The organism is Pontibacter mucosus, from assembly GCF_003054055.1.
In the GTDB taxonomy this organism is placed as follows: Bacteria; Bacteroidota; Bacteroidia; order Cytophagales; family Hymenobacteraceae; genus Pontibacter; species Pontibacter mucosus.
Window position 1 is genome coordinate 115,567 of record NZ_QBKI01000009.1, and the last position, 15,491, is coordinate 131,057.

Annotated in this window: 17 protein-coding genes; 13 read left to right on the forward strand and 4 right to left on the reverse strand. The window is 52.0% G+C overall.

Features of this window, described 5'->3' with window-relative positions; all coding sequences use genetic code 11:
• Positions 1-96: 96 nt before the first annotated feature.
• Entirely contained in the window at positions 97-1,503 is a 1,407-nt protein-coding gene (locus tag C8N40_RS17000) for a T9SS type A sorting domain-containing protein (protein WP_108213009.1), read from the forward strand.
• An 81-nt stretch (positions 1,504-1,584) separates the two neighbouring features.
• Here the strand turns inward: C8N40_RS17000 and C8N40_RS17005 are convergent, their stop codons facing one another.
• Complete coding sequence (locus C8N40_RS17005) at positions 1,585-2,397, reverse strand: 2,3,4,5-tetrahydropyridine-2,6-dicarboxylate N-succinyltransferase (protein ID WP_092098775.1); 813 nt, start codon at positions 2,395-2,397, stop codon at positions 1,585-1,587.
• Positions 2,398-2,449: 52 nt separating this feature from the next.
• Here C8N40_RS17005 and C8N40_RS17010 point away from each other — a divergent pair, with 52 nt between their 5' ends.
• The 12 genes from C8N40_RS17010 (at position 2,450) to C8N40_RS17065 (ending at position 14,376) form a co-directional block, all read left to right on the forward strand.
• Positions 2,450-3,595, forward strand: a complete 1,146-nt coding sequence (locus C8N40_RS17010) for a glycosyltransferase (protein WP_108213010.1) — start codon at positions 2,450-2,452, stop codon at positions 3,593-3,595.
• 67 nt (positions 3,596-3,662) lie between these two features.
• Positions 3,663-4,661 (forward strand): 3-oxoacyl-ACP synthase III family protein, encoded by a 999-nt coding sequence (locus C8N40_RS17015; protein ID WP_108213011.1) that lies wholly within the window; start codon positions 3,663-3,665, stop codon positions 4,659-4,661.
• Between the two features lie 86 nt (positions 4,662-4,747).
• Positions 4,748-5,407 (forward strand): metal-dependent transcriptional regulator, encoded by a 660-nt coding sequence (locus C8N40_RS17020; RefSeq protein ID WP_108213012.1) that lies wholly within the window; start codon positions 4,748-4,750, stop codon positions 5,405-5,407.
• 18 nt (positions 5,408-5,425) lie between these two features.
• Positions 5,426-6,355: a metal ABC transporter solute-binding protein, Zn/Mn family gene (locus C8N40_RS17025; protein ID WP_108213013.1), complete on the forward strand. Its 930-nt coding sequence runs from the start codon at positions 5,426-5,428 to the stop codon at positions 6,353-6,355.
• 13 nt (positions 6,356-6,368) lie between these two features.
• A complete protein-coding gene (locus C8N40_RS17030; RefSeq protein WP_108213014.1) occupies positions 6,369-7,157 on the forward strand; it encodes a metal ABC transporter ATP-binding protein in 789 nt (262 codons plus the stop codon).
• Positions 7,158-7,304: 147 nt separating this feature from the next.
• On the forward strand, positions 7,305-8,588 hold the full coding sequence (locus C8N40_RS17035; RefSeq protein WP_108213015.1) for a metal ABC transporter permease: 1,284 nt from the start codon (positions 7,305-7,307) through the stop codon (positions 8,586-8,588).
• A gap of 66 nt (positions 8,589-8,654) precedes the next feature.
• A complete protein-coding gene (locus C8N40_RS17040; RefSeq protein ID WP_108213016.1) occupies positions 8,655-9,533 on the forward strand; it encodes a metal ABC transporter permease in 879 nt (292 codons plus the stop codon).
• Positions 9,534-9,588: 55 nt separating this feature from the next.
• Positions 9,589-10,161, forward strand: a complete 573-nt coding sequence (locus C8N40_RS17045; RefSeq protein WP_108213017.1) for a thioredoxin family protein — start codon at positions 9,589-9,591, stop codon at positions 10,159-10,161.
• Between the two features lie 442 nt (positions 10,162-10,603).
• A complete protein-coding gene (mnmE, locus tag C8N40_RS17050; protein ID WP_425440666.1) occupies positions 10,604-11,989 on the forward strand; it encodes a tRNA uridine-5-carboxymethylaminomethyl(34) synthesis GTPase MnmE in 1,386 nt (461 codons plus the stop codon).
• 238 nt (positions 11,990-12,227) lie between these two features.
• On the forward strand, positions 12,228-12,791 hold the full coding sequence (locus C8N40_RS17055) for a helix-turn-helix domain-containing protein (RefSeq protein ID WP_108213019.1): 564 nt from the start codon (positions 12,228-12,230) through the stop codon (positions 12,789-12,791).
• A 30-nt stretch (positions 12,792-12,821) separates the two neighbouring features.
• The gene (locus tag C8N40_RS17060) at positions 12,822-13,958 is read left to right on the forward strand and encodes a site-specific integrase (RefSeq protein ID WP_108213020.1); all 1,137 of its coding nucleotides are present in this window, start codon (positions 12,822-12,824) and stop codon (positions 13,956-13,958) included.
• A gap of 4 nt (positions 13,959-13,962) precedes the next feature.
• Complete coding sequence (locus C8N40_RS17065) at positions 13,963-14,376, forward strand: helix-turn-helix domain-containing protein (protein ID WP_245905164.1); 414 nt, start codon at positions 13,963-13,965, stop codon at positions 14,374-14,376.
• A gap of 87 nt (positions 14,377-14,463) precedes the next feature.
• Here C8N40_RS17065 and C8N40_RS17070 read toward each other — a convergent pair whose 3' ends face one another.
• Genes C8N40_RS17070 through C8N40_RS17075 form a run of 3 tightly spaced genes read right to left on the reverse strand, consistent with a single transcriptional unit; the run spans position 14,464 to position 15,252 of the window.
• A complete protein-coding gene (locus C8N40_RS17070) occupies positions 14,464-14,814 on the reverse strand; it encodes a hypothetical protein (protein WP_108213021.1) in 351 nt (116 codons plus the stop codon).
• 10 nt (positions 14,815-14,824) lie between these two features.
• Positions 14,825-14,971, reverse strand: coding sequence for a hypothetical protein (locus C8N40_RS22755; RefSeq protein ID WP_170114138.1), 147 nt, complete (start codon positions 14,969-14,971; stop codon positions 14,825-14,827).
• Entirely contained in the window at positions 14,953-15,252 is a 300-nt protein-coding gene (locus C8N40_RS17075; protein ID WP_108213022.1) for a hypothetical protein, read from the reverse strand. The genes C8N40_RS22755 and C8N40_RS17075 overlap by 19 nt, the downstream gene beginning before the upstream one ends.
• Positions 15,253-15,491 lie beyond the last annotated feature (239 nt).

Here is a 15,491-nt window from a genome sequence, read left to right on the forward strand (position 1 = left end):
CTCGAAGCTAAGAGGCATAGCTTATACTTTGGCACATCGAAGTATAACCGGCAATTAAAAAGGTTTGAAAGTTTAGCAGAAAAAAACCCTACTCTTATGATCAGAATTTTTACAGTTATAAGCCTTTTACTGGTATCCTACATCTTCGCCGCAGCGCAGGAGTCCACAGGATTCCTGCAAGTGAACGAGCTTAAGCCCTTGCCCGCTACCAAAGACACAGGCGAGACGCCTCAATCCAAAGTATGGTCCTACGCTGGCGCTTATTGGGCCGTATTGCCCGATGCCTCAGGCACGCACGTCTGGAAACTAAACGGGGATACCTGGGTCAGACAGCTTAAAATCTCAGACACACTTTTCAAAGCTGATTGCAAAGTAGTCGACAACCAGGTGCACGTGCTGCTCTTCAGGGGGCGGGACATCATCAGCATGGTTTCGCTGGAGTATGCCTCAGGATCCTATAAGTTCTGGTCAAAGCGGCCGGAAAAGGTAGACATCAACATTGGGAAAGACGCCTTTACAGCAACCATAGAGGTGGATAGCAAAGGCAGGATGTGGCTTGCCTCTGATGCAGCGTCCAGTGTTGATGTGCGCTGGAGCGACGCGCCTTATACTACCTGGAGCGAGCCGGTACGGCTTGCAGAGGGTTTAACCAACGACGACATCTGCTCTATTGTGGCGCTACCAGGCAAAATTGGGGTCATGTGGACGGACGTAACCAAAAAACGCTATGGGCTCAAGGTACACACGGATGATGCCGACCCCGCTTCCTGGTCAGAGGACGAAGTTCCCTCCTCACAGTCCGCCCTGGAAGTAGGAGGCGGCATGGTAGGCAATACCCTGAACCTGGTCTCTGCCAGCGATGGTACCTTGTATGCCGCCATCAAAACAAGCTTTAACACGGCGGGGCACCCAAGGTTGGCCCTGCTGATTAGGCGCCCCTCCGGTAGTTGGGACGACCTGTACCCGGTATCTTCAAGCGGAGACAGGCCTATTGTGATTTTAAATGAGAAAGCCAGAAAAGTCAGGGTTGTTTACAACACCTCCATGGCAAACAACAACGATATCGTGTACAAGGAATCGCCAGCCAGCGATATATCCTTTACTCCGGAAACGCTACTCTTCAAAGGTCCTTACACCGATGCGACCAGTGCAAAAGACACATTTGACCAGGGTGTAGTCATCCTGGCTTCCAACGGCTCACAGACGGCGGGAGTGATAGCCTTTGACGAACTGCCGGACGAGCAATGCTGTGACTGGGCGCTGTACCCCAACCCCTTCAACGATACAACTTCCCTCTATTTTGCCACGCAGGGAGACGGCAGGTATCATCTCACTATTTACAGCAGCTCCGGCGAAAAGATAACCTCCCTGTCCGGTGATGCAAGAGCCGGTGAAATGAACCGGATTGAGATCCTTGGAGAGCGCTTCGCGTCGGGCTTATACATGGTGAAGCTACAGACGGAGGAAAAATCGAGGGTGTTTAAGGTGATACTGAATAAGTAGCTGCCCTGCCCCAAATACAGAAAGCCTCTCTCCTGCCAGCATCAGCAAGAGAGAGGCTTTTATATTTGGTAAGTATAAAACCTACACCGCTACAGCGTGATCGCGCAGCACATCGTTGAGCGAGGTTTTCAGGTCGGTGCTTTCCTTGCGCTGCCCGATGATGAGGGCACACGGCACCTGGAACTCACCGGCCGGGAACTTCTTGGTATACGAACCAGGAATCACCACCGAACGCGGCGGCACGTAGCCTTTATACTCCTTCGGCTCTGAGCCCGTCACGTCGATAATCTTGGAACTGCCTGTGATGGTAACGCCAGCGCCTATCACCGCTTCCTTGCCAATGCGGCAGCCCTCTACCAGTATACTTCTCGACCCGATAAAGGCGCCATCCTCCACAATAACAGGGGCAGCCTGCACGGGCTCCAGCACGCCGCCAAGGCCCACGCCACCGCTCAGGTGCACGTTTTTACCCACTTGCGCGCAGCTTCCAACAGTCGCCCAGGTATCAACCATGGTGCCGGAGTCTACGTAAGCGCCAATGTTCACGTACGACGGCATCATGATCACGCCGCTGGCCAGAAACGCACCGTAACGCGCCACGGCATGAGGCACCACACGCACGCCCAGCTGCTCGTAATTACGCTTCAGCGCAATTTTATCATGAAACTCAAAAGGTCCAACCTCTATCGTTTTCATTTGCTGGATAGGGAAGTATAGCAGCACTGCCTTCTTCACCCATTCGTTCACGGTCCACTCCTGCCCTGACGGTTCGGCCACACGCAGCACGCCTTTGTCCAGGTCCTCAATAACCGAGCGGATTGCCTCTACTGTGGCAGATTCTTTCAGCAGTTCACGGTTGTCCCATGCCTGCTCTATAATTTGTCTTAGCTCCATTTCAAAATATGCTTGTTACCCAATATTGCGTAAAAGTAAGTATTTTTGATGGATGTCTGAAACCAGAATCCTTCTAGCCTCGCTGCTAAAGCCAGTTAACGACACGCGCATGTACGAAAAACTGGGCCTGTCGCTAAGCAAGCTATCAGAAACTAAAATTCACATAGTTGGTTTCCAAGCACCCGTTCCTGCTGACGCTCCTGCTAATGTATACTTTCACCCCATCTTTCAGTTTAAGCGACTAAGTATAAACCGGTTTCGGGCACAGCAAAAGTATGCGCAGCTGCTACATCGGCTAAAGCCGCACCTGATTATCGCCTGCACCCACGAGCTGCTGCTGACCAGTCAGCGCTACTGCCAGCAGTATGGCGCAAAGCTCATTTACGATGTGCAGGAAAATTATACATTGAACCTGACCACCCAGCAAAACTATCCTCTCCTGCTACGTCAGCTGCTGGCCTTTGGCGTGGCACGGGCCGAAAAGAAAGCAGCTGAAAGTATAGAACACTTCCTACTGGCCGAAGAAAGTTATGCGCACGAGCTTGAGTTTTTAGAAGCGGGCAAGTATACGGTCATCGGCAACAAGTATAAACCGGCGCCCAATTATACTTTGCCGGCTACCCCGGTGCACCTGGCACATCAGCCACTGCGCCTGCTCTACTCTGGCACCATTGCCGAAGTATATGGCGTTTTCGAGGCGGTCAGTATGGCCGAGCGACTGCATCAGTTAGATCCTTCTACCACCCTTACTATCATTGGCTACAGCGCGCGCCGCCATACCTTGGAGCAGCTACAGGAGCGGATAAAAGGCAAGGCCTACATCAAGCTGGTTGGGGGCGACAAACTTGTGCCGCATCAGCAGATACTGCAACGTATAAAAGAGAGCAACCTGGGACTGCTGCCCTACCGGCCGCACCCCAGCACCGAGCGCTGCATCCCCACCAAGCTATACGAGTACATGGCCTATGCCCTGCCGGTGCTGGTGCAGCAAAATCCACTGTGGCAAAGTATAACGAAAGCGGCTACGGCAGGCTTGTCCATCGATTTTAAGCAGGTAAGTCCGGAGCAGCTATTGACACGTATACGACAGCAACGTTTTTATACTTCTGGAATTCCGCCACATATCTTTTGGGAGGAAGAGGAAGCAAAGCTGCTGCAGATAGTTAAGAAGACCTTAATTCAGGAATCAAAAGTATAAATTTTATTTTTAGACGAATCTAAATTCCGAAAATAGCAGTATATTTGTAACTAAACAGAACCTCATCATGCGTAACTCAAGAATTGCAGGCGTTGGCCACTACGTACCAGAAAATGTGGTAACAAACAAGGACCTGGAAAAGCTGATGGACACTTCGGACGAATGGATACGCGAGCGCACCGGCATTTTAGAGCGCCGCTACTTCCAGGAGGGCAAGGATACCACCGCCAACATGGGAGCTGCCGCTGCACGCAAAGCCCTGGAAATGGCCGGTCTCCAACCCGGGGATATTGACATGATTGTTTTCGCCACGCTCAGTCCGGACTACGTATTCCCTGGCTCGGGCGTGCTGCTGCAGCGCGAGCTGGGCCTGAAGGAAATCCCGGCCCTGGATGTGCGCAACCAATGCTCGGGCTTTATTTATGCCTTGTCGGTGGGCGACCAGTTCATCAAAACGGGCATGTATAACAACGTACTGGTGGTAGGCTCTGAGATTCACTCTTCGGGCCTTGATTTCTCCACGCGCGGCCGTGGCGTATCGGTGATTTTTGGTGATGGTGCCGGCGCGGTGGTACTGGTGCCATCCGAGAGCAATGACAGGGGCATCCTATCCACGCACCTGCACGCCGACGGGGAGTTTGCCGAGGAACTGGCCGTGCTGGACCCGGGCAGCAACAAGAAGGAGCGCCTCACGCACGAGATGATTGACTCAGGCTCGATTTTCCCGCACATGAACGGCAACATGGTATTTAAGCACGCCGTTACCCGTTTCCCGGAGGTGATTGAGGAGGCCCTGAATAAGAACGGCTACAAACCGGAGGATATTGACTTGCTGGTGCCGCACCAGGCCAACTTGCGCATCACGTCCTATATCCAGCAAAAGATGGGCTTACCGGCTGAAAAGGTGATGAGCAACATCCAGAAGTATGGCAACACAACGGCTGCCTCGGTGCCCATCGCGCTGAGTGAAGCCTACCAGGAAGGCCGCATCAAAGAAGGAGACCTGGTATGCCTGGCAGCTTTTGGCAGCGGATTTACCTGGGGCTCCGCCCTGATTCGCTGGTAAGTATAAATTTTGAATGGGTGGATGAGTGAATTAAAAGATTGCACATTCACTCATCCACTCATTCGCTCATTCACTCATTGCATACTATGTCCCATAGTTACACGGAAGAAAACTACATAAAGGCCATTTACAAGCTCTCGGCCAACAGCACGCAGGAAGTTAACACCAACGCCATTGCCGAGGTACTCGAGACCAAGGCGGCCTCGGTGACCGATATGCTCCGCAAGCTGAGCGCCAAGGATATCGTCAACTATAAAAAGTATAAAGGCGTGTCGCTTACCCCGCAGGGCGAGCGCGTGGCACTGCAAATCATTCGCAAACACCGGCTGTGGGAGACGTTTCTGGTGGAGAAGCTCAGGTTTAACTGGGATGAGGTGCACGAGGTGGCCGAGGAACTGGAGCACATCTCCTCTACCCTGCTCACCAACCGCCTCGACGAGTTCCTGGGCTTCCCCAAATTCGACCCGCACGGCGACCCCATCCCGTCCGAGACCGGCGAGATGAAGCAGAAAAAGCAGCGGTTACTTGCCGAAATGGGCGTGAACGATGCCGGTGTGGTAGTAGGCGTAAACGACTCGCAGCCGCTTTTCCTGCAGTACCTTGACAAGATGGGCATCGCGCTCGGCACCAGTATAAAAGTAATCGACAGGATACCCTACGACAACTCCCTGGAGATAAACCTGGAGGACAGCAAGAGCCTGCTCATCTCCAGCGAAGTATCCCGAAACATCTTTATTTCCGCTTAATCAGGCACCACAGAAACTATGAAACCCTTATACTCCCTGGCTATACTTTTCTTCACCCTGCTGGCCAGCGCCTGTACCCAAACCGACAACAGAGGCACGATGGCCGAAGGCCAGCGCATGAAAGTGCTCACCACCACCAGCATCCTCAAAGATGCTGTAGTTAACATTGCCGGCGATGCGGCCGAGGTGGAATCGGTGATGGGCAGCGGCGTAGACCCCCACCTCTACAAAGCCACGCAAGGCGACCTGCAGAAAATGATGGACGCGGACATGATCGTCTACAATGGCTTATACCTGGAAGGCAAGATGGGCGAGGTGCTGGAGAAACTCAGCCGCCAGAAAACAGTGGTTGTAGCCACGGCAAGTATACCGAAGGACAAACTCAGGGCCTCGGCGCAGTATGCCAACAGCAACGACCCGCACGTGTGGTTTGATGTGCAGCTTTGGCAGGAAGTGGTCAAACACGTGAGCCAGCAGATGCAGGAAAAAGACCCGGCCAATGCCGAAGTATACAAACAGAACACCCAGGCATACCTGCAGGAGTTGGACGAGCTCAACCAGTGGGTGGCGCAGCAAATCCAGACGATACCCGAGCAGCAGCGCATCCTTATCACCGCACACGATGCCTTTGGCTATTTTGGTGATGCCTATAGTATAAAAGTGCGCGGTTTGCAGGGCATTTCCACGGTGTCGGAGTTTGGCTTGCAGGATGTATCCTCACTGGTAAAGTATATCGTGGAGAATAAAATAAAGGCTGTGTTTGTGGAGTCGTCTGTGTCTCCGAAAGCCATTGAGGCAGTAGTGGTAGGATGCCGCGAACGAGGCCACGAGGTAGAAATTGGCGGCACTCTATACTCCGATGCTTTGGGAGAGGACGGAACCCCGGAGGGGACCTACACAGGCATGGTGCGGCACAACGTCACCACCATTGTATCAGCCCTAAGGTAAAAGTATAAACTTTATGATTATACAAGTAGAGAACCCGGTAGTTGAAGTGCACGACCTGACGGTCAGCTATGACCGCAAGCCCGTGCTGTGGGGCATCGACCTGACCTTGCCTGCCGGATCGCTGGTAGGCGTAATCGGGCCGAACGGTGCCGGAAAATCAACCCTGATAAAGGCCATGATGGATCTGCTGCCGGCTGGCAGCGGCTATGTGCGGATATTCGACAAACCGATTGCCGAGGTGCGCAACCGCATCAGCTATGTGCCGCAGCGCGAATCGGTGGACTGGGATTTTCCGGCCTCGGTGTTTGATGTGGTGCTGATGGGCAGCTATGGCAAACTGGGGCTGTTTAAGCGGCCGCGCCAGGCCGACAAAGACGCCGCCATGGAAGCGCTGCAAAAAGTGGGGATGCAGGGCTTTGCCAACCGCCAGATATCGCAGCTTTCGGGGGGGCAGCAGCAGCGTGTGTTCCTGGCCCGCGCCCTGGCTCAGAACGCAGACATCTACTTTATGGACGAGCCCTTCGCCGGGGTAGACATCGCTACAGAGACAGCCATTATTGAGCTGCTGCGCACCATGCGCGAGCAAGGCAAAACCGTTATCGTTGTGCACCACGACCTGCAGTCGGCCACCGAGTACTTTGACTGGGTCGTGCTGCTGAACATGCGCCTGGTAGCCTCTGGTCCTGCAGAACAAGTGCTGACGCAGCATCTGCTGGAGCAAACCTACGGCGGCAAGCTGACCGTGCTCACCAAAGTAGGCGAACTGCTGCGCAAACAGGAGTTTCCGGCGAGAGAAAGCTGAGAGAGTTGGGGAGTTTAGGAGTTAGAGAGTTTAGGAGTTAAAAAGTTAAAAAGTTAGAAAGTTAGAAAGTATGATGTCAAAATCAATCAACCGCCTAACAACTTAGCCATTTAATCATCCTGCAAGAAATAAAAACCAGAGAGCAGCATGAACGAGTTTATTGAGTTCTTTTCTTTCGCTGACGCCAACATACGCTTTGTAACGGTGGGCTCTGTGCTGCTGGCTACCAGTTCGGCGGTGGTGGGCTGCTTTACGCTGCTGCGAAAGCGGGCGCTGGTGGGCGATGCGGTGGCCCATGCGGTATTGCCCGGCGTTTGTCTGGCGTTTATGCTTTCGGGCACCAAGAACCCGTTTATACTTTTGCTGGGCGCTTTCGTCACCGGCTGGCTGTCGCTTATCACGATAGATTTTATCACCTCTCGCTCCCGCATCAAAGAGGACACCGCTATCGCCCTGGTGCTCTCAGTTTTTTTCGGTATCGGTATACTTTTACTCACGGCCATACAGCATTCGGGTAATGCCGCGCAGAGCGGGCTGGATAAGTTCCTGTTCGGGAAAGCGGCCTCCCTGGTAGGTGAGGATTTGATTGCTTTTAGTATGGTGGCGGTACTGCTGCTGGTTACCACGATTCTTTTCTACAAGGAACTGGCCATGCTCTGCTTCGACAAGGCTTATGCCAAAACCATCGGCTACCCGGTGCGGGGTCTCGAGCTCTTGCTCACGACTCTTACTGTTTTTGCGGTGGTGGTAGGCATACAGGCGGTTGGCGTGGTGCTAATGGCGGCCATGCTCATTACACCGGCTGCGGCTGCCCGCTTCTGGACCGACAAACTGAGCCTGATGTTGGTGCTGGCCGCGCTGATAGGCGCTTTCTCAGGAGTATCCGGAGCCTATGTATCGTATACAGCACCCGCCATGCCCACCGGCCCCTGGATTGTGCTGATAGTCTCAATGATTGCTATACTTTCTTTTGCCTTTGCACCCGGCAAAGGGTGGGTTTCGCGGTTGCTGCGTCAGCGCCGCAACAAAACCCTTATACTGGAAGAAAACCTGCTGAAGCTCCTCTACCATCTGGGCGAAGAGAAGCAGGACTTTCAGACGTCCTACTCGCTGCAACAGATTTTAGAGAAAAGGGCGATTCCTAAAAAACAGGTCAGTGCCGGCCTAAGCAAGCTCAGAAAGCAGGGCTATATTGAGAAAACGCCTGCAGGCTGGCAGCTCACCCTGCAGGGGCAACGGCGCGGGGAGCGTGTGGTAAGGCTGCACCGCCTCTGGGAGCTATACCTTACCCAGTACCTGCAGCTTGCCTCCGACCATGTGCACGAGGATGCCGAAACCATTGAGCACATTATCACCCCAGAGCTGGAGCAACGCCTGATGGAAGAACTGGGCTACCCCGTGCTTGACCCTCACAGCGCCAGGATACCGTGAAAAGAGTTAGAGAGTTTAGGAGTTAAAGAGTCATTATTCTCATCAAGAAAATAACAACAAATACCCGTGAACGCCTTTTGGATCATACTTACCGGATCGTTGGTAGCTACCTGCTGTAGCCTGCTGGGTTGCTACCTTATCCTGCGCCGCATGGCCATGGTGGGCGACGCGATTTCGCACGCTGTGCTGCCGGGCATCGTGATTGCCTTTTTGCTAACTGGGTCAAGGGATTCTGTGCCGATGCTGATTGGCGCAGGTTTGCTAGGCGTTTTAACCACTTTTTTGATCGAGTTCTTTCACCGCTACGCCCGTGTGCAGGCCGATGCCTCCATTGGTGTTACCTTCACCTGGCTCTTTGCGATTGGCATCATCCTTATTTCGGTGTATGCCGGGCAGGTAGACCTGGACCAGGACTGCGTGTTATATGGCGAGATAGCATACGTGCCGCTGGATCTCTGGATCACGGAGGAAGGCCTGAGCCTGGGTCCCCGCACCGTCTGGACGCTTGCCGTGGTTACCCTGCTGATTATACTTTACATCGTGCTGGGATATAAAGAACTCTTCCTCACCACCTTCGACCCGGCTTATGCGGCAGCCATCGGCATCTCCACTTCGGTATGGTACTACTCCCTCATGACGGCCGTTTCCATTACCACCGTGGCCTCTTTTGAGTCGGTGGGGGCGATACTGGTGGTGGCTTTTCTGGTGGCGCCCGCTGCCACCGCTTACCTTCTGACGGATAATTTCAAGACCATGCTACTGCTCTCGGTATTGGCTGGTATACTTGCCTCCGTAGCAGGCTATTACCTGGCTGTTTGGATAGATGGATCCATTGCCGGGGCCATTGCCACGGTTACGGGCATTGAATTTATGCTGGCCTTCCTGTTCTCCCCTAGCCGGGGTATACTTATCAGAAAGAAGCAACTACAGCCGGTGCAGCATTAAGCAGGAATTTATACTTTGCCGCTCCTGTTAACTCACCGATACACTATCATAAAGTATGAAATACAACGTCGCTATACTTTCTATACTTGCCCTGTCGCTTTTCGGCGGCTGCACGGGCAACACACCGACTGCTGAAACTGCCGTTCCCGCGCAGTTTACTGCCTTTCATCCATCCCCAGAAAAGGCAAACAAAATTCAGTGGCTAACGATAGAACAGGCTGCCGCACGCATGGAAAAGGAGCCGCGTAAAATTGTGATAGATGTTTACACCGACTGGTGCGGCTGGTGTAAAAAGATGGACAAGGAAACCTTTACCGATCCGAAGGTGGTGGAACTGGTGAACAAGCACTTTTATGCCGTGAAACTAAACGCTGAAGGCAAAGACCCCATCACACTGAGAGGGCAAACGTTCAAGTATAAAGACGAGTACCGATCGCATGAGCTGGCGGTGGCGCTGCTGCAGGGGCAGATGAGTTTCCCCACCACCGTATACCTGGACGAGAAGATGAACATGCTGGCTCCCGTGCCCGGCTACCTCGACGCCAAAACGTTCTCCAAAATCCTCAGCTACTTTGGCGAGAACCACCACCAAGCGATGAACTTTCAGGAGTACGAGAAAAAGAACTAGGATTTCTAGGAATAGGGGATTTCAGGAGCGAGGAGAAAGGTTTGGGAAAGTCTGAATGTAAAAAGTATGATTCCGGGTATCATGCTCTCGCTTTCTCTGCACTCGCTCGCCTCCGGCGAGTGTGTGCTATATAGTGGCGTCCCGCCACGTTACACAAGTATAAAAGTATAGGCTGAAGTATAAATGCCATTTGGTTTAAGCGAAAGCTTTTGAGTCTGATGTAAGTATAGAAGTATGATTTCTGGCTTCTGTAAAGTATAAATCAGACGTGCTTGAAAGTATAAACCAAGTATAGAAAGCAAGATTTCAAGTACCCCAGAAGTATAGACTCTAGTACTTATACCAACACAAAGTATATTCCAGCAACAGCTATTCACGTACACGGGAACCTCACCCCTGCTAATCCCGGTTAAAAAGCGTAAATTTGCGCAGCGCTTAACGAATACGTACCTTGATCCATCTCAACAACACCGACACCATTGTAGCCGTGGCTACTGCCTCCGGCACCGGCGCCATTGCCGTTATCCGCCTGTCCGGCCCCGAAGCCATTGCCATTACCAATTCCGTTTTCAAAGGCAAGAACCTCACCAAACAGGCCAGCCATACCATCCACTTTGGCACCATCCGAGACAACGAAAAAGTGCTGGACGAGGTACTGGTATCGCTGTTTGTTGCCCCGCATTCCTATACCAAGGAGAACGTGGTGGAAATCTCCTGCCATGGCTCCGATTACATTGTGCAGCAAATCATGCAGTTGCTGCTAAAGCAGGGAGCTCGCCTGGCCAATGCCGGGGAGTTTACCAAGCGTGCCTTCCTCAACGGCCAATTTGACCTGGCACAGGCAGAGGCCGTTGCTGATCTCATCGCCTCCGATTCTGCCCTTTCGCATGATGTGGCCATGAAGCAGATGCGCGGCGGCTTTTCGCAGGAGATTAAGCGCCTGCGCGCTGAACTGGTGCATTTCGCCTCCATGATAGAACTGGAGCTGGACTTTGGCGAAGAAGACGTGGAGTTTGCCGACCGGGATCAGCTGCGCTCACTTATAGGTAACATCCAAAGTATAATCCGGGAACTGCTGAAGTCGTTCGAGCTGGGCAATGTGATCAAAAACGGCGTGCCTACCGTGATTGTCGGAAAGCCGAATGCCGGAAAATCCACGCTGCTGAACAAGCTGCTGAACGAGGAAAAAGCCATTGTGTCGGATGTGCCGGGCACCACACGCGATTTTATCGAAGATGAAATAAGTATAGCAGGCATTACCTTCCGCTTCATCGATACGGCCGGCCTGCGCGAAACCACGGATAAAGTAGAGGCTATAGGTGTAGAGCGTACGATGCAGAAGCTCAGCCAATCCTCGCTCATCATTTACCTGTTTGATGTAACTGAAGAAACTCCGGCCGAAGTGCAGGCTGAGCTGGAAAGGCTCAACCCCAACAACCTTCCCCTGGTAGCTGTTGCCAATAAAATAGACCAGGCCTCGCCTGAAAAGCTGACGGCTTTCGCAAGTATAGAAGGCCTGGTGCAGATTTCTGCCGCTGAGGGCGCCCACCTGGAGGACCTGAAACAGGCGCTGGTGGATAAAGTAAACCTGGGCAAACTGGACACCCAAAGCCAAACCATCGTAACGAACCTGCGCCACGTAGACAGCCTGAACAAAACCTACGCCGCGCTAGACGATGTGCTCAACGGCCTGGGCCTGGGCATAAGTGGCGACCTGGTAGCAGCAGACATCCGCCGGGCACTGTATAGCTTAGGCCAGATAACAGGTGAGATCACAACGGACGACTTGTTAGATAACATCTTCACGAAGTTCTGCATCGGCAAGTAGGTACTTAAAATAACACAAAACAATATTAAGCGAAAAGCCTGATTATCCTTGATAGTCAGGCTTTTTAACATCCTACCCTATTTGACATTCCAAATCATTACTCCTATATTCATATCGTAGTTGTACCTCGTTTGTACCTGAAAATCAGTATTTGTACCTCAGTACTGAAAATAGGGGAGATTATTTGACTTATTTAACACTAACAGTACTTAATTAACACTAAAAGCTCTTATTGGACATGAGCTCTAACATCAGAATACAACGTATTTGCCAGCAGTGCGGGCAGGAGTTTACCGCCAAAACCACCGTGACGCAATACTGTGGGGACACCTGCGCCAAGCGTGGCTACAAGGCCAGAAAGCGGGCAGCTAAAATAGCGGCCAGCAACGAGGCTACCCGCCAGGTGAAGCTAAAGCCAGTGGAAGACCTGAAGGCAAAAGAGTTTCTCACCATCCGGGACACTGCCCTGCTCATCAACTGCAGCAGGCAAACCGTCTACAACCTGATCAAGGGCAATATCCTGCCTGCCGTACAGCTTTCTGCCCGCAAGACCATCATCAAGCGCACCGATATAGACAAGCTGTTTCAGCTCCCTCCCACCACACCTGCGCCTGCAGCGCCTACGCTTCCGGAGCCTTTCAACCCGGCCGATTATTACACGCTCTCGCAGGTACTGCACCTATACGGCATCTCTGAAAAGGCCCTGTATGAAGCCATCAAACGAAATAATATACCCAAGTATAAGCACGGCATTTATGCCTATGTCCCTAAAGAGGCAATCAGAAAGCTACTGGGATCCTAAACACTGGAATGAAATCAAAAAACTGCAACCATGACAAAGGTAAGTCTACGCCGCAAACCTATCTCCAGGGGTCGCCATACCCTCTACCTGGACTATTACCCTCCTGTCCCTAACCCGGACACAGGCAAGCTCACCCGAAGGGAGTTCCTCAGCCTGTATATCTTTGATTCTCCCAAAGAGCAGCTGGAAAAGCAGCACAACAAAGAGACACTGCTGCTGGCAGAGCATATCCGGGCACAACGTCAACTTGAGGTACAGGCTCAACAATACGGATTTCTATCCAAAGCCAGGCAAAACACGACCCTTATAAATTATTACAAGGAGCAGGCAAACAAACGCCTTGGAACTAATTTCAGCAACTGGCAGAGCTCCCTCCATTTTCTGCAACAGTTCTTTTCAGAGGGGGTGAAGTTATCAGAGCTAACCGTAGCGTTGTGCAATGACTATAGGGGCTTTCTACTGCGGGCAAGAAAAAAGCGCAGCAAAAGCGAAAACCAACGCATCGCACGGAACACAGCGCTCTCCTACTATAGCAACTTCAAGGCGACGCTGCGGCAGGCCTACAAAGAGGATTTGCTGCGGCATGACCTAAGCGCAAAAATTCAATCCATTAAACCCTCCGAGACAAAGCGGGAGTTTCTGACATTGGAAGAACTACAGGCCCTCTACGCCACAGACTGCGACCTGCCCGTTCTTAAACGCGCTGCCATCTTCTCGGCACTGACCGGCCTGCGCTTTTCCGACATCCAGCAACTCACCTGGAGCCAGATACAGCACAGTCAGGCAGAAGGGTATTACATTCAGTTCCGCCAGCAGAAAACACAAGGGGTGGAAGTATTGCCCATCTCTGAAGAAGCGGTCCTGGTATTACAGGAGCGTGGCGAACCGAACAGCATTGTTTTCAAGGATCTGGAGTATTCTGCCTCCACTAACAGCCTGTTACGGGATTGGGTCAAAGCAGCCGGTATCACAAAACACATCACTTTCCACTGCTTCAGGCATACCTTCGCCACGCTGCAGTTATCCCATGGTACGGATATTTACACCGTATCCAAACTACTGGGACACCGCGAATTAAAAACCACGCAGATCTATGCCAGGGTGATTGACAGCTCAAAGCGGGAGGCCGCCAACCGGATCACACTAAAGGCCGGCAATCAGGTATAGGCCTATGCTTATCAGACAGATAGATTACTTGACTAAAACTCTTTCTTACACTGTTTTACTCGCTACAACAAAGAAAATAGACATGGAAAATTTAACGTTCGAAAAACTTCCTCAGGCAGTGAGCGAACTGCACGAAAAGATAAACCGTATTGAGCGACTTCTCCTGGAAAGGCAGGAGCCGGCAAAAGAGGAGGAAATGCTCACCGTTGCGCAGGCAGCAGCCTTTCTCAAACTTTCAGTAGGAACGGTTTACCTGAAAGTAAGCACCAGTGAAATTCCTGTCAATAAAAGAGGGAACCGCCTCTACTTTTATAAGTCTGAGCTGGAGGAGTGGATTAAAGCAGGGAGAAAGAAAACAGGTTCAGAGCTGCAACTGGAGGCTCAAAAATGGACTAGAAGCAACATTCGAAACAGGTAAAGTGAGGGGAAATGCTGTGCCTTACCAAGGTAGGCTACACCAGCCAGCTCTCAAACTTTATAAACACACTTGGCTAAATAATGCCACCTAAGAGCCTTTTTCGATAGCTATCTGGTCAGTCTCCACCAGCACGTAGAGCGGGGGCTGGTCCGGGAGTGCTGCCTCAATCCTGGTGCCGTAGAGCGGCAAAGGCACAAAGGCCCTGATTTTCGCCTCCTGGGCAGCCAGCTCTTTCAGCAGCGCCTGCGAGGCGGCCGTGTTTTTGTCTGCCTGCTCCTTGTTATCGGCAAAGCGGCTGAGCGAGTCAAAGTCCACCTGCTCTTCCGCCTGGGCAGACTCTATGGCTTGGGCCCTCCTGCGAACATCATATGTCTCCTTAATCTTCTCCCTAAGCTCCAGTATCCTTCCTAGGCAATAGTAAAACTGGTCCTGTGTCATTTTTGATAAGTTAAGTAAGGTTATACATCACGGGGTTGTACTGCAGTACCAGGTCTTCGATGGTGATAAGCCGCACGCACTGCACCAGCGTGGTTCTTACCCCACCCATCAAAGCGAACTTCACGGAGGCGTCCAGCATCAGGTAGTGTTCCTCCACGGTGCCCTGTTCCTCAACATAACAGTATAGAACCTGTGGCCCCCTTCCTGGCTGTGCAGTTGTATCGACCCGCCCAGGAGCATGCCGTCTGTCAATAGCTGCACCTCGGTGCCGTTTACGAAACTGATACGGTAGGCATCGTTCTCAGGTGATCGTCTGTTTATCAGCAGCAGGTCCTGGTTCCCTACAAAGTTGGTTAATTCGGTATTGCTGGATTTTCTGCCCAAAAGTTGGGTGAGGCAGTCGTCATAGTCCCGGTAGGTATCATTGTCTTTTCTCATGGTTAAAGTTTTAACAGCGGGACGAATAAAAGCGGGACAGCCAAGTGGCTGGTCGGTTCTGGCCATCGGCCGGGTGAGGGGTATGGCTGTATAACAAGCGTATGAGTGATAATGGTTTAATAATCAGTGACTTTGTTTTATTTTCAATTGGCTTGCTGCCCATCTCATTCTTTAGAAGAATAAAGCAATCCCCATAAATGTGCCATGAGAGGGTCTGGTGCGCCTTTGAAGAATATAAG